We start from the raw sequence: 15,608 nt of genomic DNA on the forward strand, positions 1-15,608 counted from the left end.
GCCGTACCCCCGGTCGCGCATGTGACTCCACAGGTCGACCGCGAGGAATCCACGACATGACCGTGCACTCCCAGGGGGCGAGGACCAGCGCTCCACAGGACGCACCACCGACGTCCGCCGGGCTGCGCAAGACGCCGCCGCCCCCCACCGGGACCGGCGCCACCGCCCCGTCTCCTCGCGGCGGCAGAAAATCGCTCCCGTCCGGCTGGCTGCCGTACGCGCTGGTCGCCCCCGCGGTCCTCAGCCTCGCCGGCCTGCTGCTCTACCCGCTCGTCAAGAACGTCCTGCTGTCCTTCCAGCAGGTCAACAAGATCGAGCTGATCCAGCGCAAGGCCCCCTTCATCGGGCTGAAGAACTACACCGAGCTCCTCGGCGACGCGCAGTTCTGGACCGTCGCCGTCCGCAGCTTCGCCTTCACCGCCGCCAACGTCGTGTTGATCATGGTGATCGGCAGCCTCATCGGCATCCTGCTCAACCGGCTCGGCAAATGGATGCGCCTGGTGCTGTCCCTGGCGCTGGTCATGGCCTGGGCCATGCCCATCGTCGCCTCGGTCACCGTCTTCCACTGGCTCTTCGACGAGCAGTTCGGCGTCATGAACTGGGTGATGCGCACGCTCGGCTTCTCCGGCTTCGAGCAGCACAACTGGTTCGAGACCGGCCTGTCCACGCTGGTCATCATCGCCATCCTGATCGTCTGGGGCTCCATCCCCTTCGTCGCCCTCAACATGTACGCCGGCCTGACCACCGTCGGCGCCGAGCTGTACGAGGCGGCCCGCATGGACGGCGCCAACGGCTGGCAGACCTTCTGGAAGGTCGTCTTCCCCAACCTGCGCCCGTTCTTCCTCGTCACGACGTTCCTCGAAGTGATCTGGGTCTTCAAGGCCTTCACCCAGGTCTACGCGATGAAGAACGGCGGACCCGACCGCGCCTCCGAGACCCTCCCGGTCTTCGCCTACATCGAGGGCCAGGCCCAGCAGCACTACGGCCTGGCGGCCGCCATCTCCGTCCTGACGATCCTGATGCTCGTGGTCGTCATGTCCTTCTACTTCCGCCTGATCCTGAAGCAGGAGGAGGAGCAGTGAGCACCACCACCGCCCGCACCGCCGCGACCGCCACCGACCGGGCCGTGCCCGCCCAGAGGCTGCGCACCCGCCGTCCGGTGCGCCCCGCCGCCGTCGCCAAGAACCTCGGCGCGCTGCTCCTCGCCGTCGTCTTCGTCTTCCCGGTCTACTGGATGATCTCCTCGGCCTTCAAGCCGTCCGGCGAGATCCTCACCAAGGACCCGGTCTTCGTCTTCACCCCGACGGTGGACAACTTCACCAAGGCCTCCGGCGTCGACCTGTTCTGGACGTACGTCACCAACAGCCTGATCGTCACGGTCGGCGCCGTCGCGCTGGCCCTGTTCGTCGCCCTCGCCGCGAGCTTCGCCATCGCCCGGATGAAGTTCAAGGGCCGCAAGGGCCTGGTGCTCGCCGTGATGATGGCGCAGATGGCCCCCTGGGAGGTCATGGTCATCGCGATGTACATGATCGCCCGCGACGCGGAGACGCTGAACAGCCTCCCGCTGCTGACCGCGATCTACTTCGTGATGGTCCTGCCCTTCACCATCTGGACCCTGCGCGGCTTCATCGCCGCCGTCCCGGTGACGCTGGAGGAGGCCGCCCAGATCGACGGCTGCACCCGCGGCCAGGCCTTCCGCAAGGTCATCTTCCCGCTGCTCGCCCCCGGCCTGATGTCCACCTCGCTCTTCGGGTTCATCACCGCCTGGAACGAGTTCGCGATGGTCCTGATCCTCAACAAGGACAAGACCGCGCAGACGCTCCCGCTGTGGCTGACCCAGTTCCAGACCGCCTTCGGCAACGACTGGGGCGCCACCATGGCCGCGTCCACGCTCTTCGCGCTCCCGGTCCTGATCGTCTTCGTCTTCCTCCAGCGCAAGGCCGTCGGCGGAATGACCGCCGGCGCCGTGAAGGGATAACGGCACCCATGACTGTCCTTGCGCACCGCGCCACCGCGTTGACACGTGACGCCCTGGCCGTCCTCCAGCCCGGCTTCGAAGGCACCACCGCCCCCGCCTGGCTGCTGCGCCAGGTCGCCGAGGGCCTGACCGCCGTCGGCCTGTTCGGCCGCAACATCGCCTCGCCGGAGCAGCTCGCCGCGCTCACCGCGCAGCTGCGGGCCGAGCGCGACGACGTCCTCGTGGCCATCGACGAGGAGGGCGGCGACGTCACCCGCCTGGAGGTCCGCCAGGGCTCCAGCTTCCCCGGCAACCTGGCGCTCGGCGCGGTGGACGACACCGCCCTGACCCGGGACGTGGCCCACGAGCTGGGCCGCCGCCTGGCCGCCTGCGGGGTCAACCTGAACTGGGCCCCCTCGGCCGACGTCAACTCCAACCCCGACAACCCGGTCATCGGGGTGCGCTCCTTCGGCGCCGACACGGCCCTCGCGGCCCGGCACACCGCCGCGTACGTCAGCGGACTCCAGGCCGCGGGCGTGGCCGCCTGCACCAAGCACTTCCCCGGCCACGGCGACACCAACGTCGACTCCCACCACGCGCTGCCGCGCATCGACGTGGGCCTCGACACCCTGTACGCCCGCGAACTGGTCCCCTTCCGGGCGGCCGTCGCGGCGGGCACCAAGGCCGTGATGAGCGCGCACATCCTGGTCCCGGCCCTGGACCCGACCCGCCCGGCGACCCTGAGCCCGCAGATCCTGACCGGGCTGCTGCGCAAGGAGCTGGGCTACGAGGGCCTGATCGTCACCGACGGCATGGAGATGAACGCCATCGCCGGCACCTACGGCATCGAGCGCGGCTCGGTGCTGGCCATCGCCGCGGGCGCCGACGCGATCTGCGTCGGGGGCGGGCTGGCCGACGAGGCCACCGTGCTGCGGCTGCGGGACGCGCTGGTCGAAGCCGTACGCGAGGGGACCCTGCCCGAGGAGCGGCTCGCCGACGCCGCCGCCCGGGTCCGGGCCCTCGCCGACTGGACCCGGGCTGCCCGGGTCGACGCCGCGCCGGGCGCGCTTCAGGAGGGGAGCGCGCCCGGCATCGGCCTCACGGCGGCCCGCCGCGCGCTGCGGGTGTCGGGCACCCCGGTGCCGGTCTCCCGCCCGTACGTGGCCACGCTCTCGCCGGTCGCGAACATCGCGGTGGGCGACGAGACGCCGTGGGGGGTGGCAGCGGAACTGGCCGCGCTGGTGCCGGACACGGCGGCGGCGGTGTACCCGGAGGGCTCGGTCGCGGCGGACATCCTGGCCGCGGCGGGCGACCGCACGATCGTCGCCGTGGTCCGCGACGCCCACCGGCACGCGTGGATGGCGGCCGCGGTGGCGGAACTGATCTCGGCCCGGCCGGACACGGTGGTCGTCGAGATGGGCCTCCCGCGGGCGGCCCCGACCGGCGCCTTCCACGTCGCGACGCACGGCGCGTCCCGGGTCTGCGGCCGAGCGGCGGCCGAAGCCATCGCAGGCGTGGCCTAGCCACCCAAGGTCCCGCGGGGCCCCGCCACCCGGCGGCCCGGTTCCGGGGGCTCTGCCCCCGCACCCCCGCGCCTCACACGCCGGCGGGGCTGGGATGGCGCCCGGTGGGCCGGTTTCGGGGGCTCCGCCCCCGCACCCCCGCGCCTCAAACGCCGGCGGGGCTGGGATGGCGCCCGGTGGCGCCGGAAGGGTGCCGCTGCGCGGCTGGGTTGCCGCGCAGCGGCAATTCCAGCCCGCGCGGCGTTTGAGCGTACGGGCGCGAAGCGCACGTACGGGGCTCGGGGCGGAGCCCCGCCCACCCAGCCGCGCCGGCGATTGACGTGCCCGGGTGTCCCGGGGGCAAGGCCCCCGGGGGCGGTGGGGCTACAGGCCCTGCCACGTCGGCTTGTTGGTGTACGTGTGGCGGAAATAGTCGGACAGCTTCAGCTTCGACGCCGCCGCCTCGTCCACCACCACCGTCGCATGCGCGTGCAACTGGAGCGCCGACGCCGGCACCAGCGCCGACAGCGGGCCCTCCACCGTCTGCGCCACCGCCTCCGCCTTGCCCTCGCCGGTCGCCAGCAGCACCAGGTGCCGGGCGTCCAGGATCGTGCCGATGCCCTGCGTGATCACGTGATGCGGCACCTGGTCCAGGTCGCCGTCGAAGAACCGCGCGTTGTCCACCCGCGTCTGCTCCGTCAGGGTCTTGATGCGCGTGCGCGACGCCAGCGACGAGCACGGCTCGTTGAAGCCGATGTGCCCGTCGGTGCCTATGCCCAGCAGCTGCAGGTCCACGCCGCCCGCCTCCGCGAGCGCCCGGTCGTACGCCTCGCACGCCGCGACGATGTCCTCGGCGGAGCCGTCCGGGCCCATGAACGAGGCCTCGGACAGGCCCAGCGGCTCGACGACCTCGCGCAGCACGACCGCCCGGTAGGACTCCGGGTGCCCGGCCGGCAGGCCGACGTACTCGTCGAGCTGGCAGACCCGCGCACGGGAGGCGTCGACCTCGCCTGCGCGGACCTTCGCGGCCAGGGCCTGGTAGATCGGCAGCGGGGTGGAGCCGGTCGCCACGCCCAGCAGGGCGTCGGGCTTGCGGCGGACCAGGGCGGCCATGGCCTCCGCGATGAGCTCGCCGCCTGCCTTGGCGTCCGGGACGATGACAACTTCCACGCTGGGCCTGCCGATCTGGAGAGGTGAGGGGAGCACGGTTGTGGTATAGACCAATCTAGCAGAGCGGGAGCCCGCCGTGGCGGGACCGCGCACCTGTCTTCCATGGTGGTCCGGACGGGTGCCGCCGGCCTCCCGGCGCCCTCCCTGAGGGCGCCGGGCACCCGTCAGAGCAGCGCCAGCTGGAGCCCGCCGGTCGCGTCCAGATGCTGGCCGGTCACCCAGCGGGAGTCCGCCGACGCCAGGAAGGCCACCACGTCCGCGACCTCCTCCACCGTGCCGATCCGCCCGAACACCGAACGGGAGGAGGCGTGGGCGCGCGCCGCGGGATCGGCCAGCCAGGCCGCGTTCAAGTCGGTCGCGGTGATCCCCGGACCCACCGAGTTCACGGTGATCCCGCGCGGTGCCAGCTCGGCCGCCAGTGACCGCGTCAGGGCGTTGACCGCGCCCTTCGCGACGATCGTGGCGAGGATGGCGGGGAGCGCGATGTCCGGAGTGCCGGTCACGTTCACGATCCGGCCGCCGTCGCGCAGCCGGGACAGCCCGTGCTGGATGACGAAGAACGGCGCCTTCGCGTTGACGGCCTGCATCCGGTCGTAGGTCTCCTCGTCGGTGTCCGCGATCGAGGCGAACGTCGCCGCCCCCGCGTTGTTCACCAGCACGTCCACCCCCGGCGTGCTGAGCGGATGCGCGTCGTACGCCGCCCACAGCGCCTCCGCGTCCCCCGGTACGCCGAGCTCCGCGCCGATCGCGAAGGCCCGCCCGCCCGCCGCCGTGATCGCGTCGACCGTCTCCCGCGCGGCCGCCTCGTTGCGCCCGTAGTGCACCGCGACCAGCGCCCCGTCGCGGGCCAGCCGCTCCGCGACGGCCCGGCCGATCCCCCGGCTGCCGCCCGTGACCAGCGCCGGCTCTTCGACGAGGTCGTCACGGCCTACGCCGGTCGCTACGGCGGCTTCGCGGCCGTGGCGCTCGCCGAGGAACCCACCGCCCGCGCCGCCGTGGCGCGCATCCTGCGCGAGGCGGCCGGGATCTACACCGACCCGGCGCACCCGCGCGGCTGCCTGGTGATCAGCGCGGCCGTCAACTGCACGGCCGAGGAGGTCGCCGAGGAACTCAAGGGGCGGCGCAACGCGAACCTGGCGGCCTTCGAGAGCCGGATCCGGGCCGACGTGGCCTGCGGAACCCTGCCGGCGGACACCGACGCGGCGGCGCTGGCCCGCTACGTCGGGGCGGTTCTGCAGGGGATGTCCCAGCAGGCGCGGGACGGGGCGGGCCGGGAGGAGCTGGCGGCGGTGGCGGAGCTGGCCCTGGCCGCCTGGCCGACGTAAGGGAAGTGAGGGGGCGAGGGGGCGTGTTCGCCCGCACGTTTCCTCTGGGCCACGGTGCCGGGACGGGACCCTCAACCCGTCCGGCACCGTAGCCCGGAGTACTTACGGCCGGCGGGTGTGCGGTCCCGGCGGCCGGTGGGAGGTGCCTGCGCGGTCAGGGCAGAGCGCGCGGCTTACCTCGTCCGTCCTCCTGTGCGGGGAGGGCGGAAGCCCATGTCGGAGCTGTGTCCACGGCTGTCTGTGACAGTCCGTACAGCAGCATTGTGGACTAGACCAATCTGTTCTGTCCATCCAATTGCGGACGTCCGTAGTCGGTCACTTCCTCCAACAGTACGCGGCGAAAGGTACTGATGGGTATTCCCGTGGGGAAAGTCATCGTCCGCGCCCGGGGTACGCTCGCACACGTGCCCTCCATGAACGACCTCGTACGCCAGCACACCGCTCTCGGTGAAACCGACCTGGAGTGGCTCCACCTGCTGGTCTCGGAGTGGCAGCTGCTCTCCGACCTGTCCTTCGCGGACCTCGTGCTGTGGGTGCCCACCCTCGACGGCACCCGGTACGTCTCCGTCGCGCAGATGCGCCCGAACACCGGGCCCACCTCCTACCAGGACGACATGGTCGGCCACCTGGTGCCGCGCGGGCGCCGCCCGCTGCTGGACGCGGCCCTGGACGAGGGCCGGATCGTGCGCGAGGGCGACCCGGAGTGGCGCGAGGAGGTGCCGGTCCGCGTCGAGTCGATCCCGGTGCGCCGCGAGGGGCGGGTCCTCGGCGTCATCGCCCGCAACACCAACCTGCTCACCGTCCGGACCCCGAGCCGGCTGGAGCTCACGTACCTGCAGTCGGCCTCCGACCTGGCGCAGATGATCGCCGCCGGCACCTTCCCGTACCCCGGCCAGCAGGTCGACATGGACGCCTCGCCGCGCGTGGGGGACGGCCTGATCCGCCTCGACGCCGACGGCGTCGTCACGTACGCCTCGCCGAACGCGCTCTCCGCCTACCACCGCCTGGGCCTGGCCGCCGACCTGGTCGGCCAGCACCTGGGCACCACCACCGCCGAGCTGGCGCCCTCGCGCGGCCCGGTCGACGAGGCGCTGGTCAAGCTCGCCAGCGGCTGGGCCCCGCGCGAGACCGAGGTCGAGGGCAACGGCGGCGTCATCCAGCTGCGGGCGATCCCGCTCAAGCCCAAGGGGACCCGCATCGGCTCCCTGGTGCTGTGCCGGGACGTCACCGAACTGCGCCGTCGCGAACGGGAGTTGATCACCAAGGACGCGACCATCCGGGAGATCCACCACCGGGTGAAGAACAACCTCCAGACGGTGGCCGCGCTGCTGCGCCTGCAGGCCCGCCGGATGGATTCCGACCAGGGCCGGGAAGCGCTCAACGAGGCCGTGCGCCGGGTCGGTTCGATCGCGATCGTGCATGAGACGCTGTCCCAGAACCTGGACGAGCGGGTCGAGTTCGACGAGATCGCCGACCGGGTCATCGCGATGGTCGCGGAGATCTCCCCGGGCAAGGTGGACTGCCGGCGCCTGGGCCGCTTCGGGATCCTGGACGCGGAGGTCGCCACTCCGCTGTCGATGGTCCTGACCGAGATCCTCCAGAACGCCCTGGAGCACGCCTTCGCACCGGGGGAGCGGGGCACGGTCGAGGTCACGGCGGTCCGCAGCGGCACCCGCCGCGACGACGCGCGGCTGCTGATCACGGTGACCGACGACGGCCGCGGCCTGCCCGAGGGCTTCGATCCGCAGCGGGCCGGCAACCTGGGGCTGCAGATCGTCCGCACCCTGGTCGAGGGCGAGCTCGGCGGCACGTTCGACATGGTGGCGGGCGAGTCGCGCGGCACCAAGGTCGTCCTGGACGTCCCGGCGAGCCCGCAGAAGTAGCGGCCGCACGGCCCGTCACGCTCTGTAGCGGCGCCCTGCCCCGCACAGCACTGAGCCCCGGACCGAAGGTAACCAGTCCGGGGCTCAAGAGCACGTTGCTGAGCGCTATATGGGTGCTACGCGCTGCGGCTCGAGGCTCGAAAGTCGATGTCAGGCGGTCGCGTTGCGCGCCCGATTGCGAGCGGCGCGGCGCTTCATCGCGCGGCGCTCGTCCTCGCTGAGGCCGCCCCAGACGCCGGAGTCCTGGCCGGACTCGAGCGCCCACTGCAGGCACTGCTCCATGACGGGGCAGCGGCGGCAGACGGCCTTGGCTTCCTCGATCTGCAGCAGCGCAGGACCGGTGTTGCCGATGGGGAAGAACAGCTCGGGGTCTTCCTCACGACAAACGGCGTTGTGACGCCAGTCCATGGCTGCTACCTCTCTTGATGTGACATGCACGTTGCTTGTGAATGTGAACGCTTTCACGAATCCCCTCACGAGGGAAGGGCCGACAGCCAGTTGCCTGGATGTGAGTCCGATTCGTGGAGGGGGTTCTGGCGGTCATGGGTGCCGGGTCCTGCGGGCTGTCCCGATCGCCATGTAGAGATTCGCAAACCTCGGACGGGGATACAACCCCTTCCGGAAAGTTTTTTTTGATTCGTCGGTGTCTACTAGGTCACAGCCGTACTTCTTGGGGGTGGACCGGCGTCTAAACGTTCGACTGAAAGGACTTTAGGGTCTTCCACTCACACAATCACACGCAGTGCACGGCGAACGCCTGTGAACTGAACGCTGGTGCGCAGACCGAGGTGGTCTCCGTCCATCTGGAACGGAAGAGGAACCTTCGAATGCAAGGTGAAGTCGGTCAGATCGTGCAGAGACACCGCGTGCTTGCCGTGCGGGCCGCGCTCAGGAGTCGAGGTCAGGAGCTGTGTCGCGTAGCGCGCGGCGGCCGGAGTTGACAAACGATTGAGCGCCAGCACGTCAAGTGCGGTGTCGAAGGACGCCTCGGGAGAGGCGTAAAGCGGGCGATTCCCCAGAAACGTCCAAGGTGACGTGTTGCACACTATCGACAGCACGAGGTCCGGTACGGGATCCGCCCCGGGGCGCTCCAGCGTGACCGTGCCGTGCCTCCGGTTGGGCTCTTCCAGGAACTGACGCACGAGCTGCCGTACGTAGAGGGCGTGCGTCGAACGCTTCCCCTTCTCGCGCTGCTGCTCGACCCGGCCCACCACGCCCGCGTCGAAGCCGAAGCCCGCGCAGAAGGTGAACCAGCGCGGCGGAACCGCCTCGTCGTCCGAGCCCGGGGTGCCGGCCGCGAGCCCCAGCCCGACCGTGCGCTCGCGCCGCTCGCGCAGCGCGTCCAGCAGGGCGCCGGTCGCCTCGACGGCGTCGTTGGGCAGCCCCAGGGCGCGCGCGAAGACGTTCGTCGACCCGCCCGGTACGACCGCCAGCCGCGGCCGGCGCTCCGGATCGGGGCCGTCGTGCAGCAGCCCGTTCACGACCTCGTTGACCGTGCCGTCCCCGCCGAGCGCCACCACGAGGTCGATGTCGTCGCTCTCCGCCGCCTTGCGGCCCAGGTCCCGGGCGTGCCCGCGGTACTCGGTGGTCACCGCGTCCAGCTTCATCTCGCTGGCCAGGGCATGGATGAGGACGTCGCGCGTGCGCGCACTGGTGGTCGTCGCTGCTGGGTTGGCCACGAGAAGTGCACGCATGACCGCCACATTACCCACCCCGTGTTACGCCTCCCATACGGGCCGTCCCCTCGTGGGACCATGCCGCGCGGCTACCCTGCTGGAGTGAGCAAGAAGCAGCCCCCCAAGCCCCGCACCGGGAATTCCCGCACCGCGAAGCCCCGCGCCGCGAACCCCGGCACCGCGAAGCCGGCCGCGCCCGCCGCTCCGGCAGCCGCCACGGTCACCGCCGCCCTCCCCGGCCGGCTGACCGCGGCCGCCGTGCTCACCGCCCTGGAGGGCCTCGCCCTGGCCGGCCTCGGTGTCTACATGCTCTTCGTGGGCATCGCCGGTGACCCGGACTCCCCGCAGCAGGCCGAGACCGGCGGCATCACCCTGCTCGCCCTCGCCGCCCTGCCGCTGATCGCGGCCCGCGGGCTGCGCCTGGGCCGCCGCTGGAGCCGCGGCCCGGCGCTGATGACCCAGCTGCTGGCGATGCCGGTGGCCTGGACCCTGTGGACGACCGGCGGCGCGATGATCGCCGCCGCGGTCGCCCTGGCCCTCGCGGCCGTGGCCGTCGTCGCCCTCCTCGTGAACCCGGGGGCGACCGAGGCCCTGGGGATCGAGGGCCGGTCCTGAGGGACCGCCCTCCACCACTACGTCCCTGCTCCTCGGTCCCTACTCCTCGACCAGGAGCTTCTCGCGGAGCTGGGCCAGGGTGCGGGCCAGCAGGCGCGAGACGTGCATCTGGGAGATGCCGACCTCCTGCGCGATCTGGGACTGGGTCATGTTGCCGAAGAAGCGCAGCAGCAGGATCCGCTTCTCCCGCGGCGGCAGGCCCTCCAGCAGCGGCTTGAGCGATTCGCGGTACTCGACGCCCTCCAGCGCCTCGTCCTCCGCGCCGAGCGTGTCCGCGACCGCCGGCGACTCGTCGTCCGTGTCCGGCACGTCCAGGGACAGCGTGCTGTAGGCATTGGCCGATTCCAGCCCCTCCAGCACCTCCTCCTCGGAGATCCCCAGCCGCTCCGCCAGCTCGTGCACGGTCGGCGAGCGCCCGTGCTGCTGGGACAGCTCCGCCGTGGCCGTGGTCAGGGCCAGCCGCAGCTCCTGGAGCCGCCGGGGCACCCGTACCGCCCAGCCCTTGTCCCGGAAGTGCCGCTTGATCTCGCCGACCACCGTCGGGGTGGCGTACGTCGAGAACTCGACCCCGCGGTCCGGGTCGAACCGGTCCACCGACTTGATCAGGCCGATCGTGGCGACCTGCGTGAGGTCGTCCAGCGGCTCGCCGCGGTTGCGGAAGCGCCGCGCCAGGTGCTCGACCAGCGGCAGGTGCATCCGCACCAGCCGGTTGCGCAGCTCGGCCCGCTCCGGGGAGCCCTCGGGCAGCGCCCGCAGCTCCAGGAAGAGCGCCCGCGCGCCGCTGCGGTCGCGCGGATCGTGCGCCGCCGGTGGTTGTGGCTGTTCGTGCCGCTCGTGCTGGTTCTCGCTCATAGGGCCCGCCCGTCGCTCCGCCGAGTCCAAAAAGCCGTCTTCCGCAAAGCCGTCTTCCGCATCCGTCTCGGCCGGGTGCGGCCGGGCGGGCTGAACCGGAATACCGCCGTCGACCTCGTGGCGTACCCGGGGCCGCTCCCCGCCCCGTACCGGGGTCTCCCCGCCGCTCACGCCGGGCCTGGTCCCGCGCCGCGCTGTTTGTAGAGGCTGATGCTGACCGTACGGTCCTCCTCGACCGTGGACTCCACCTTGCCGGCCAGCGCCGACAGGACGGTCCACGCGAACGTGTCGCGCTCCGGGGCGCGGCCGTCGGTGGTCGGTGCCGAGACGGTCACCTCCAGTGAATCCTCGATCAGCCGGAACACGCAGCTGAGGACGGAGCCGGGTACGGCCTGCTGGAGCAGGATCGCGCACGCCTCGTCCACCGCGATGCGCAGGTCCTCGATCTCGTCGAGGGTGAAGTCCAATCGTGCCGCGAGGCCGGCGGTGGCCGTGCGCAGCACCGACAGGTAGGCACCCGCGGCCGGCAGCCGGACTTCGACGAAGTCCTGGGTCCCGGGCTCGCCTGCGATCTGGGACACCCTCACCTCCAAGGTGGTACGAGCTCTGTTCGCCGTGACGCTATCGCGATCCGGGCGATCGTGTCGCGGCCCCCCTCGCGGTGGCCCCGCCCCGGCGGCCAGTGACCGATGGTAAGCCCATGGGCACACACAGTGGCTAGGGGTCTGCGGGCCCAAATCGGGGGAACCGGCGGAGGGTTGACCTACCCCGCCGCACGCATTCGAACCGTCCGTTCCTCCCGTACCTTCCCGCCCGCGTTCGCGGCCGCGGTCCCGCCGGGTTCCCGCCGCGTTCCCGCCGGGCGTTCGTCAGACGATCGAACCGTCGACGTAGCACCAGCGCCACGTCTCGCCGGGCTCGAAGCTGCGCATCACCGGGTGGCCGCTGTCGTGGTGGTGCGCGGTGGCGTGCCGGTGCGGCGAGGAGTCGCAGCAGCCGACGAATCCGCACTCCAGGCACATCCGGAGCTGGACCGGGTGGCTGCCCAGTGCCAGACATTCCGTACAGGTCTGGGCGGACGGGACCGGTTCGGGGCGCGCCAGTTCGGCAACGTGGGGGCACTCGCTCATGATGGCCAGGTTACGCAGTGCGGCCGCCCCCGACGGACGAGGATGGATCTTCGATGGAGGTATTGCAGCTGGTGGCGCTGGTGGCGGGCAGTGCCGCCGTGGCGGGCCTGGCCCGCCGCACGCCGGTGCCGGCGCCGCTGTTGCTGGTCGCGGTGGGGCTGCTCGCCTCGTACGTGCCCGGGGTGCCGTCGTACGTCCTCGACCCGCACATCGTGCTGCCGCTGCTGCTGCCCCCGCTGCTGTACACGGCGGCGGTGGACTCCTCGTACCTGGACCTGCGCAAGAACTGGCGGCCGGTGGCGCTGCTCTCGGTCGGCTACGTGCTCTTCGCGACGCTCACGGTCGGGTACGTGGCGTACCTGGTCGTGCCGGGCATGCCCCTGACCGTGGCGCTGGTCCTGGGCGCCGTGGTCGCCCCGCCGGACGCGGTCGCGGCGACCGCGATCGCGCGGCGCCTGCGCCTGCCGCCGCGGATCACGACGATCCTGCAGGGCGAGTCGCTGGTGAACGACGCGACCGCCATCACCGCGTACAAGGTGGCGCTGGCGGCGGTGGTCGGCGAGGGCATCGGCTGGGCGGGCGGGATCGCGGAGTTCCTGCTGGCGTCGGTGGGCGGGGTGGGCGTGGGCCTGCTGCTGATGGTCCCGATCCACCACCTGCGGACCCGGCTGAGGGAGCCGCTGCTGCAGAACACGCTGTCGCTGCTGATCCCGTTCGTGGCGTACGCGGTCGCGGAGCGGGTGCACGCCTCGGGCGTGCTGGCGGTCGTGGTGGTGGCGCTGTACCTGGGCCACCGCAACTGGCAGGTCGACTTCGCGACGCGGCTCCAGGAGGAGGCGGTGTGGCGGATGGTCGCCTTCGTCCTGGAGTCGGTGGTCTTCGCGCTGATCGGGCTCCAGCTGCCGGTGGTCCTCCAGGGCCTCGGGGTGGACGAGGGGCTGCCCGCCGCGTGGTACGCGCTCGCGGTGTTCCTGGCGGTGGTGGTCTCGCGCTACGTGTGGGTGTTCCCGGCGACGTTCCTGCCCCGGATCTCGCCACGGGTGCGGGAACGGGAACCGGACACCACCTGGAAGGCGCCGGTGATCGTGGGCTGGGCGGGCATGCGCGGCGTGGTCTCGCTCGCCATCGCCTTCTCGATCCCGATGGACGTGCCGTACCGGAACCTGATCCTCTTCATCACCTTCACGACGGTGATCGGCACGCTGGTGGTCCAGGGCCTGACGCTGCCGCCGCTGATCAGGGCGCTGCGGCTGCCGCCGCGGGACGTGCAGGCGGAGACGCTCGCGGAGGCGCAGGCGCAGAGCGAGGCGTCCCGCGCGGCGGACGAACGCCTGACGGAACTCCTGGCCGACCCGGCCAACGCGCTGCCGCCGCCGCTGGCGGACCGCCTGCGGACGGTGCTGGAGCGGCGGCGCAACGCGGTGTGGGAACGGCTGGGGGAGACCAACCCGGTGACGGGGGAGTCGGCGGACGACGTCTACCGGCGGCTGTCGCGGGAGATGATCGCGGCGGAGCGGGAGGTGTTCGTGTCCCTGCGGGACCGGCGGCGGATCGACGACGAGATGCTCCGCACGTTGCTGCGCCGCCTGGACCTGGAAGAGGCGGCGGCGTTCCGCGAGGAGTCCTGACGGTCTGGGCCGTCTCTTCCGGATCTTTCCTGACCCGCGCCGCCCGGCACCGCGCCTCGCCGCGTTGTCGAGGCACCCGAGGACGTCCAGTAATCGGGAGCCTCTCCGCCTTGCGATGCACGGCACCGGACGACGCGGGCTTAACCGGCAAGATCCGGAAGAGACGGCCTACGGGCGGCCCGTGATCACCGCCGCCAGGGTCGTGCCCCGGGGGAAACGGCCCGCGGACGTGAGGGCCGTCAGGGCCCAGAGGAGCTTGGCCACGTACACCCGCTCGACCGGTACCCCGTGCCGTCCCCCGAAGTCGGCGGCGAACGCTTCCAGCGCCTCCGGCACCCGCCCGTACCCGCCCCACTCGTACCCTTCCGCAAGCTCCCAGTCCCCCCGCGGCCCACTGAACGCCGCCTCCTGGAGGGAACGTATCTCCGCCCCCAGGAACCCCCCGCCCACCACCGGTACCCCCAGCGCCCGCTGACCGGGCGCCAGGCCGGCCGCCAGGCCCGCCAGCGTGCCGCCGGTGCCGCAGGCGACGGCCACCACGTCCGCCGTGCCGCGCAGCTCGCGGCCCAGTTCCGCGCAGCCCGCGAGGGCGAGGGGGTTGCTGCCGCCCTCGGGGACGACGTACGCGTCGGCCGCGCCGGCCTCGGCCAGGAGGGCGGGCAGCGCGTCCGGGTCCGCCTTGTGCCGGTAGCGCGACCGCGAGACGAAGTGCAGCCGCATGCCGTCCGCCACGCACCGGGCCAGCGACGGGTTCAGCGGCCGGTCCGCGAGCTCGTCGCCCCGCACCACCCCGACCGTCGGCAGCGACAGCAGCCGCCCGGCGGCCGCCGTGGCCCGCAGATGGTTCGAGTACGCGCCGCCGAACGTCACCAGCGCCGGCGCCCCGGCCGCCACCGCCGCCCGCAGGTTCGGCGCGAGCTTGCGCCACTTGTTGCCCGGCAGCTCCGGGTGGACGAGGTCGTCCCGCTTCAGCAGCAGCCGTACGCCGTACTGCTCGAACCGCTCGTCGGAGATCTCCCGCACCGGGGACGGCGGGCGCGGCCGCAGGAGCGCGTCAAGGTTCGGGGGACGGTTCACCCCTCCATTGTGGGGCGCCCCGCCGGTCCCGTCGCACGTCAGAGCCCCGCCCGCCCGATCAGCGCCGTGGGCGGGGCCCCGGGGAGGCGGCGGACTACTTCAGGCGTTCGGCCACGCGGTCGCGCATCGAGGCCATCGTGAAGCCCCGCGGATCGATCTTGCCCGGCTGCCACTCCAGGTGGCCGATGACCGAGCGCGCCGTCCAGCCGTGGACCCGGCAGACGGCCGCCGACGCACGGGCGATCGCGTCGAGCTGCACGGCCGGCCACGGGTCCTCGCCGTCGCCGAGGTTCTCGCACTCGAACCCGTAGAAGTGGCGGTTGCCGTCCGCGTCCGCCCGGTCGTCCGGGGGCAGCGCCTTCTCGGCGATGACGGCCGCCAGCACGTCGCGATCGCCCGACCCCGCGTGGTTGGCGCGGCCGTAGCCCACCAGGTGGACCCGGCCGTCCTTGGTGATCACGCCGTGGCACAGGGGCCCCGGAAGCCGCTCGTCGCCCTCGCGGCAGAGCCGGACCGTGTTCGGCGTGCCGCGGGTGACCGTGTGGTGGATGACCACGCCGTGGACGGGCCCCCACGGTCCCTTGTGGTTGCGGTTGTGCGTCCGCCAGGCGCCGACCTCGACGACGTTCAGCCCCTCGTTCCGCAGGGCCCTGAGGAATCGTTCCGCTGACATGGGTGCGGCCATGGCCGCCTCCTTTGCGGTGCGCGACGGCCGCCCCACGCGGCCGCCTCGTATGTCACTGGATGTAATGGAGGCGGCCGTTCCGGGCTAGTGCACTCGTACAGTGAGCGA

16 protein-coding genes are annotated in these 15,608 nt (G+C 72.2%); 7 read left to right on the forward strand and 9 right to left on the reverse strand.

The features are described from left to right. Positions 1–56 precede the first annotated feature (56 nt). Genes ACZ6KO_RS16985 through ACZ6KO_RS16995 form a run of 3 tightly spaced genes read left to right on the forward strand, consistent with a single transcriptional unit; the run spans position 57 to position 3,480 of the window. Complete coding sequence (locus ACZ6KO_RS16985; RefSeq protein ID WP_469304736.1) at positions 57–1,082, forward strand: carbohydrate ABC transporter permease; 1,026 nt, start codon at positions 57–59, stop codon at positions 1,080–1,082. Between the two features lie 59 nt (positions 1,083–1,141). Beyond that, positions 1,142–1,978: a carbohydrate ABC transporter permease gene (locus ACZ6KO_RS16990; RefSeq protein ID WP_469304997.1), complete on the forward strand. Its 837-nt coding sequence runs from the start codon at positions 1,142–1,144 to the stop codon at positions 1,976–1,978. An 8-nt stretch (positions 1,979–1,986) separates the two neighbouring features. Further along, positions 1,987–3,480: a glycoside hydrolase family 3 protein gene (locus tag ACZ6KO_RS16995; RefSeq protein WP_469304737.1), complete on the forward strand. Its 1,494-nt coding sequence runs from the start codon at positions 1,987–1,989 to the stop codon at positions 3,478–3,480. 363 nt (positions 3,481–3,843) lie between these two features. Here the strand turns inward: ACZ6KO_RS16995 and nagB are convergent, their stop codons facing one another. Further along, a complete protein-coding gene (gene nagB, locus ACZ6KO_RS17000; protein WP_469304998.1) occupies positions 3,844–4,629 on the reverse strand; it encodes a glucosamine-6-phosphate deaminase in 786 nt (261 codons plus the stop codon). A 164-nt stretch (positions 4,630–4,793) separates the two neighbouring features. After that, positions 4,794–5,528, reverse strand: coding sequence for an SDR family oxidoreductase (locus tag ACZ6KO_RS17005; RefSeq protein ID WP_469304999.1), 735 nt, complete (start codon positions 5,526–5,528; stop codon positions 4,794–4,796). Here ACZ6KO_RS17005 and ACZ6KO_RS17010 point away from each other — a divergent pair. Then, positions 5,448–5,954 carry a TetR family transcriptional regulator C-terminal domain-containing protein gene (locus ACZ6KO_RS17010; RefSeq protein WP_469304738.1) on the forward strand — a complete coding sequence of 169 codons (507 nt, stop codon included), beginning with the start codon at positions 5,448–5,450 and terminating at the stop codon, positions 5,952–5,954. The genes ACZ6KO_RS17005 and ACZ6KO_RS17010 overlap by 81 nt on opposite strands. A 413-nt stretch (positions 5,955–6,367) precedes the next feature. Beyond that, the gene (locus ACZ6KO_RS17015; RefSeq protein WP_401454288.1) at positions 6,368–7,837 is read left to right on the forward strand and encodes a sensor histidine kinase; all 1,470 of its coding nucleotides are present in this window, start codon (positions 6,368–6,370) and stop codon (positions 7,835–7,837) included. A 150-nt stretch (positions 7,838–7,987) separates the two neighbouring features. Here ACZ6KO_RS17015 and ACZ6KO_RS17020 read toward each other — a convergent pair whose 3' ends face one another. Together ACZ6KO_RS17020 and ACZ6KO_RS17025 are read right to left on the reverse strand one after the other, a co-directional pair. Further along, on the reverse strand, positions 7,988–8,245 hold the full coding sequence (locus tag ACZ6KO_RS17020) for a WhiB family transcriptional regulator (protein ID WP_004937597.1): 258 nt from the start codon (positions 8,243–8,245) through the stop codon (positions 7,988–7,990). A gap of 317 nt (positions 8,246–8,562) precedes the next feature. Next, positions 8,563–9,531, reverse strand: a complete 969-nt coding sequence (locus ACZ6KO_RS17025) for a diacylglycerol/lipid kinase family protein (protein WP_469304739.1) — start codon at positions 9,529–9,531, stop codon at positions 8,563–8,565. 84 nt (positions 9,532–9,615) lie between these two features. Between ACZ6KO_RS17025 and ACZ6KO_RS17030 the strand changes: the two genes are divergently transcribed. Next, a complete protein-coding gene (locus ACZ6KO_RS17030; RefSeq protein ID WP_469304740.1) occupies positions 9,616–10,128 on the forward strand; it encodes a hypothetical protein in 513 nt (170 codons plus the stop codon). 39 nt (positions 10,129–10,167) lie between these two features. On the opposite strand, the gene ACZ6KO_RS17035 is transcribed toward ACZ6KO_RS17030, so the two are convergent. From ACZ6KO_RS17035 to ACZ6KO_RS17045, 3 genes are all read right to left on the reverse strand, one after another. Further along, complete coding sequence (locus ACZ6KO_RS17035) at positions 10,168–11,082, reverse strand: RNA polymerase sigma factor SigF (protein ID WP_469305000.1); 915 nt, start codon at positions 11,080–11,082, stop codon at positions 10,168–10,170. Between the two features lie 65 nt (positions 11,083–11,147). Next, positions 11,148–11,561, reverse strand: a complete 414-nt coding sequence (locus ACZ6KO_RS17040; protein WP_401454276.1) for an ATP-binding protein — start codon at positions 11,559–11,561, stop codon at positions 11,148–11,150. Between the two features lie 288 nt (positions 11,562–11,849). Next, entirely contained in the window at positions 11,850–12,110 is a 261-nt protein-coding gene (locus ACZ6KO_RS17045) for a UBP-type zinc finger domain-containing protein (protein WP_469304741.1), read from the reverse strand. Between the two features lie 53 nt (positions 12,111–12,163). Between ACZ6KO_RS17045 and ACZ6KO_RS17050 the strand changes: the two genes are divergently transcribed. After that, positions 12,164–13,738, forward strand: a complete 1,575-nt coding sequence (locus ACZ6KO_RS17050) for a Na+/H+ antiporter (protein ID WP_469304742.1) — start codon at positions 12,164–12,166, stop codon at positions 13,736–13,738. Positions 13,739–13,906: 168 nt separating this feature from the next. On the opposite strand, the gene ACZ6KO_RS17055 is transcribed toward ACZ6KO_RS17050, so the two are convergent. Both ACZ6KO_RS17055 and ACZ6KO_RS17060 read right to left on the reverse strand, forming a co-directional pair. Further along, positions 13,907–14,815 (reverse strand): 1-aminocyclopropane-1-carboxylate deaminase/D-cysteine desulfhydrase, encoded by a 909-nt coding sequence (locus tag ACZ6KO_RS17055; protein WP_469304743.1) that lies wholly within the window; start codon positions 14,813–14,815, stop codon positions 13,907–13,909. 94 nt (positions 14,816–14,909) lie between these two features. Then, a complete protein-coding gene (locus tag ACZ6KO_RS17060; RefSeq protein WP_469304744.1) occupies positions 14,910–15,500 on the reverse strand; it encodes an N-acetylmuramoyl-L-alanine amidase in 591 nt (196 codons plus the stop codon). Positions 15,501–15,608 lie beyond the last annotated feature (108 nt).

Source organism: Streptomyces sp. NPDC042102 (genome assembly GCF_055582305.1).

Bases quoted from the DNA above. Each gene is read 5' to 3' on its own strand.
- ACZ6KO_RS17020 (WP_004937597.1), bottom strand. From the start codon at position 8,245: ATGGACTGGCGTCACAACGCCGTTTGTCGTGAGGAAGACCCCGAGCTG.
- ACZ6KO_RS17015 (WP_401454288.1), top strand. From the start codon at position 6,368: ATGAACGACCTCGTACGCCAGCACACCGCTCTCGGTGAAACCGACCTG.
- ACZ6KO_RS17025 (WP_469304739.1), bottom strand. From the start codon at position 9,531: ATGCGTGCACTTCTCGTGGCCAACCCAGCAGCGACGACCACCAGTGCG.
- ACZ6KO_RS16995 (WP_469304737.1), top strand. From the start codon at position 1,987: ATGACTGTCCTTGCGCACCGCGCCACCGCGTTGACACGTGACGCCCTG.
- ACZ6KO_RS17045 (WP_469304741.1), bottom strand. From the start codon at position 12,110: ATGAGCGAGTGCCCCCACGTTGCCGAACTGGCGCGCCCCGAACCGGTC.
- ACZ6KO_RS16985 (WP_469304736.1), top strand. From the start codon at position 57: ATGACCGTGCACTCCCAGGGGGCGAGGACCAGCGCTCCACAGGACGCA.
- ACZ6KO_RS17060 (WP_469304744.1), bottom strand. From the start codon at position 15,500: ATGGCCGCACCCATGTCAGCGGAACGATTCCTCAGGGCCCTGCGGAAC.
- ACZ6KO_RS17050 (WP_469304742.1), top strand. From the start codon at position 12,164: ATGGAGGTATTGCAGCTGGTGGCGCTGGTGGCGGGCAGTGCCGCCGTG.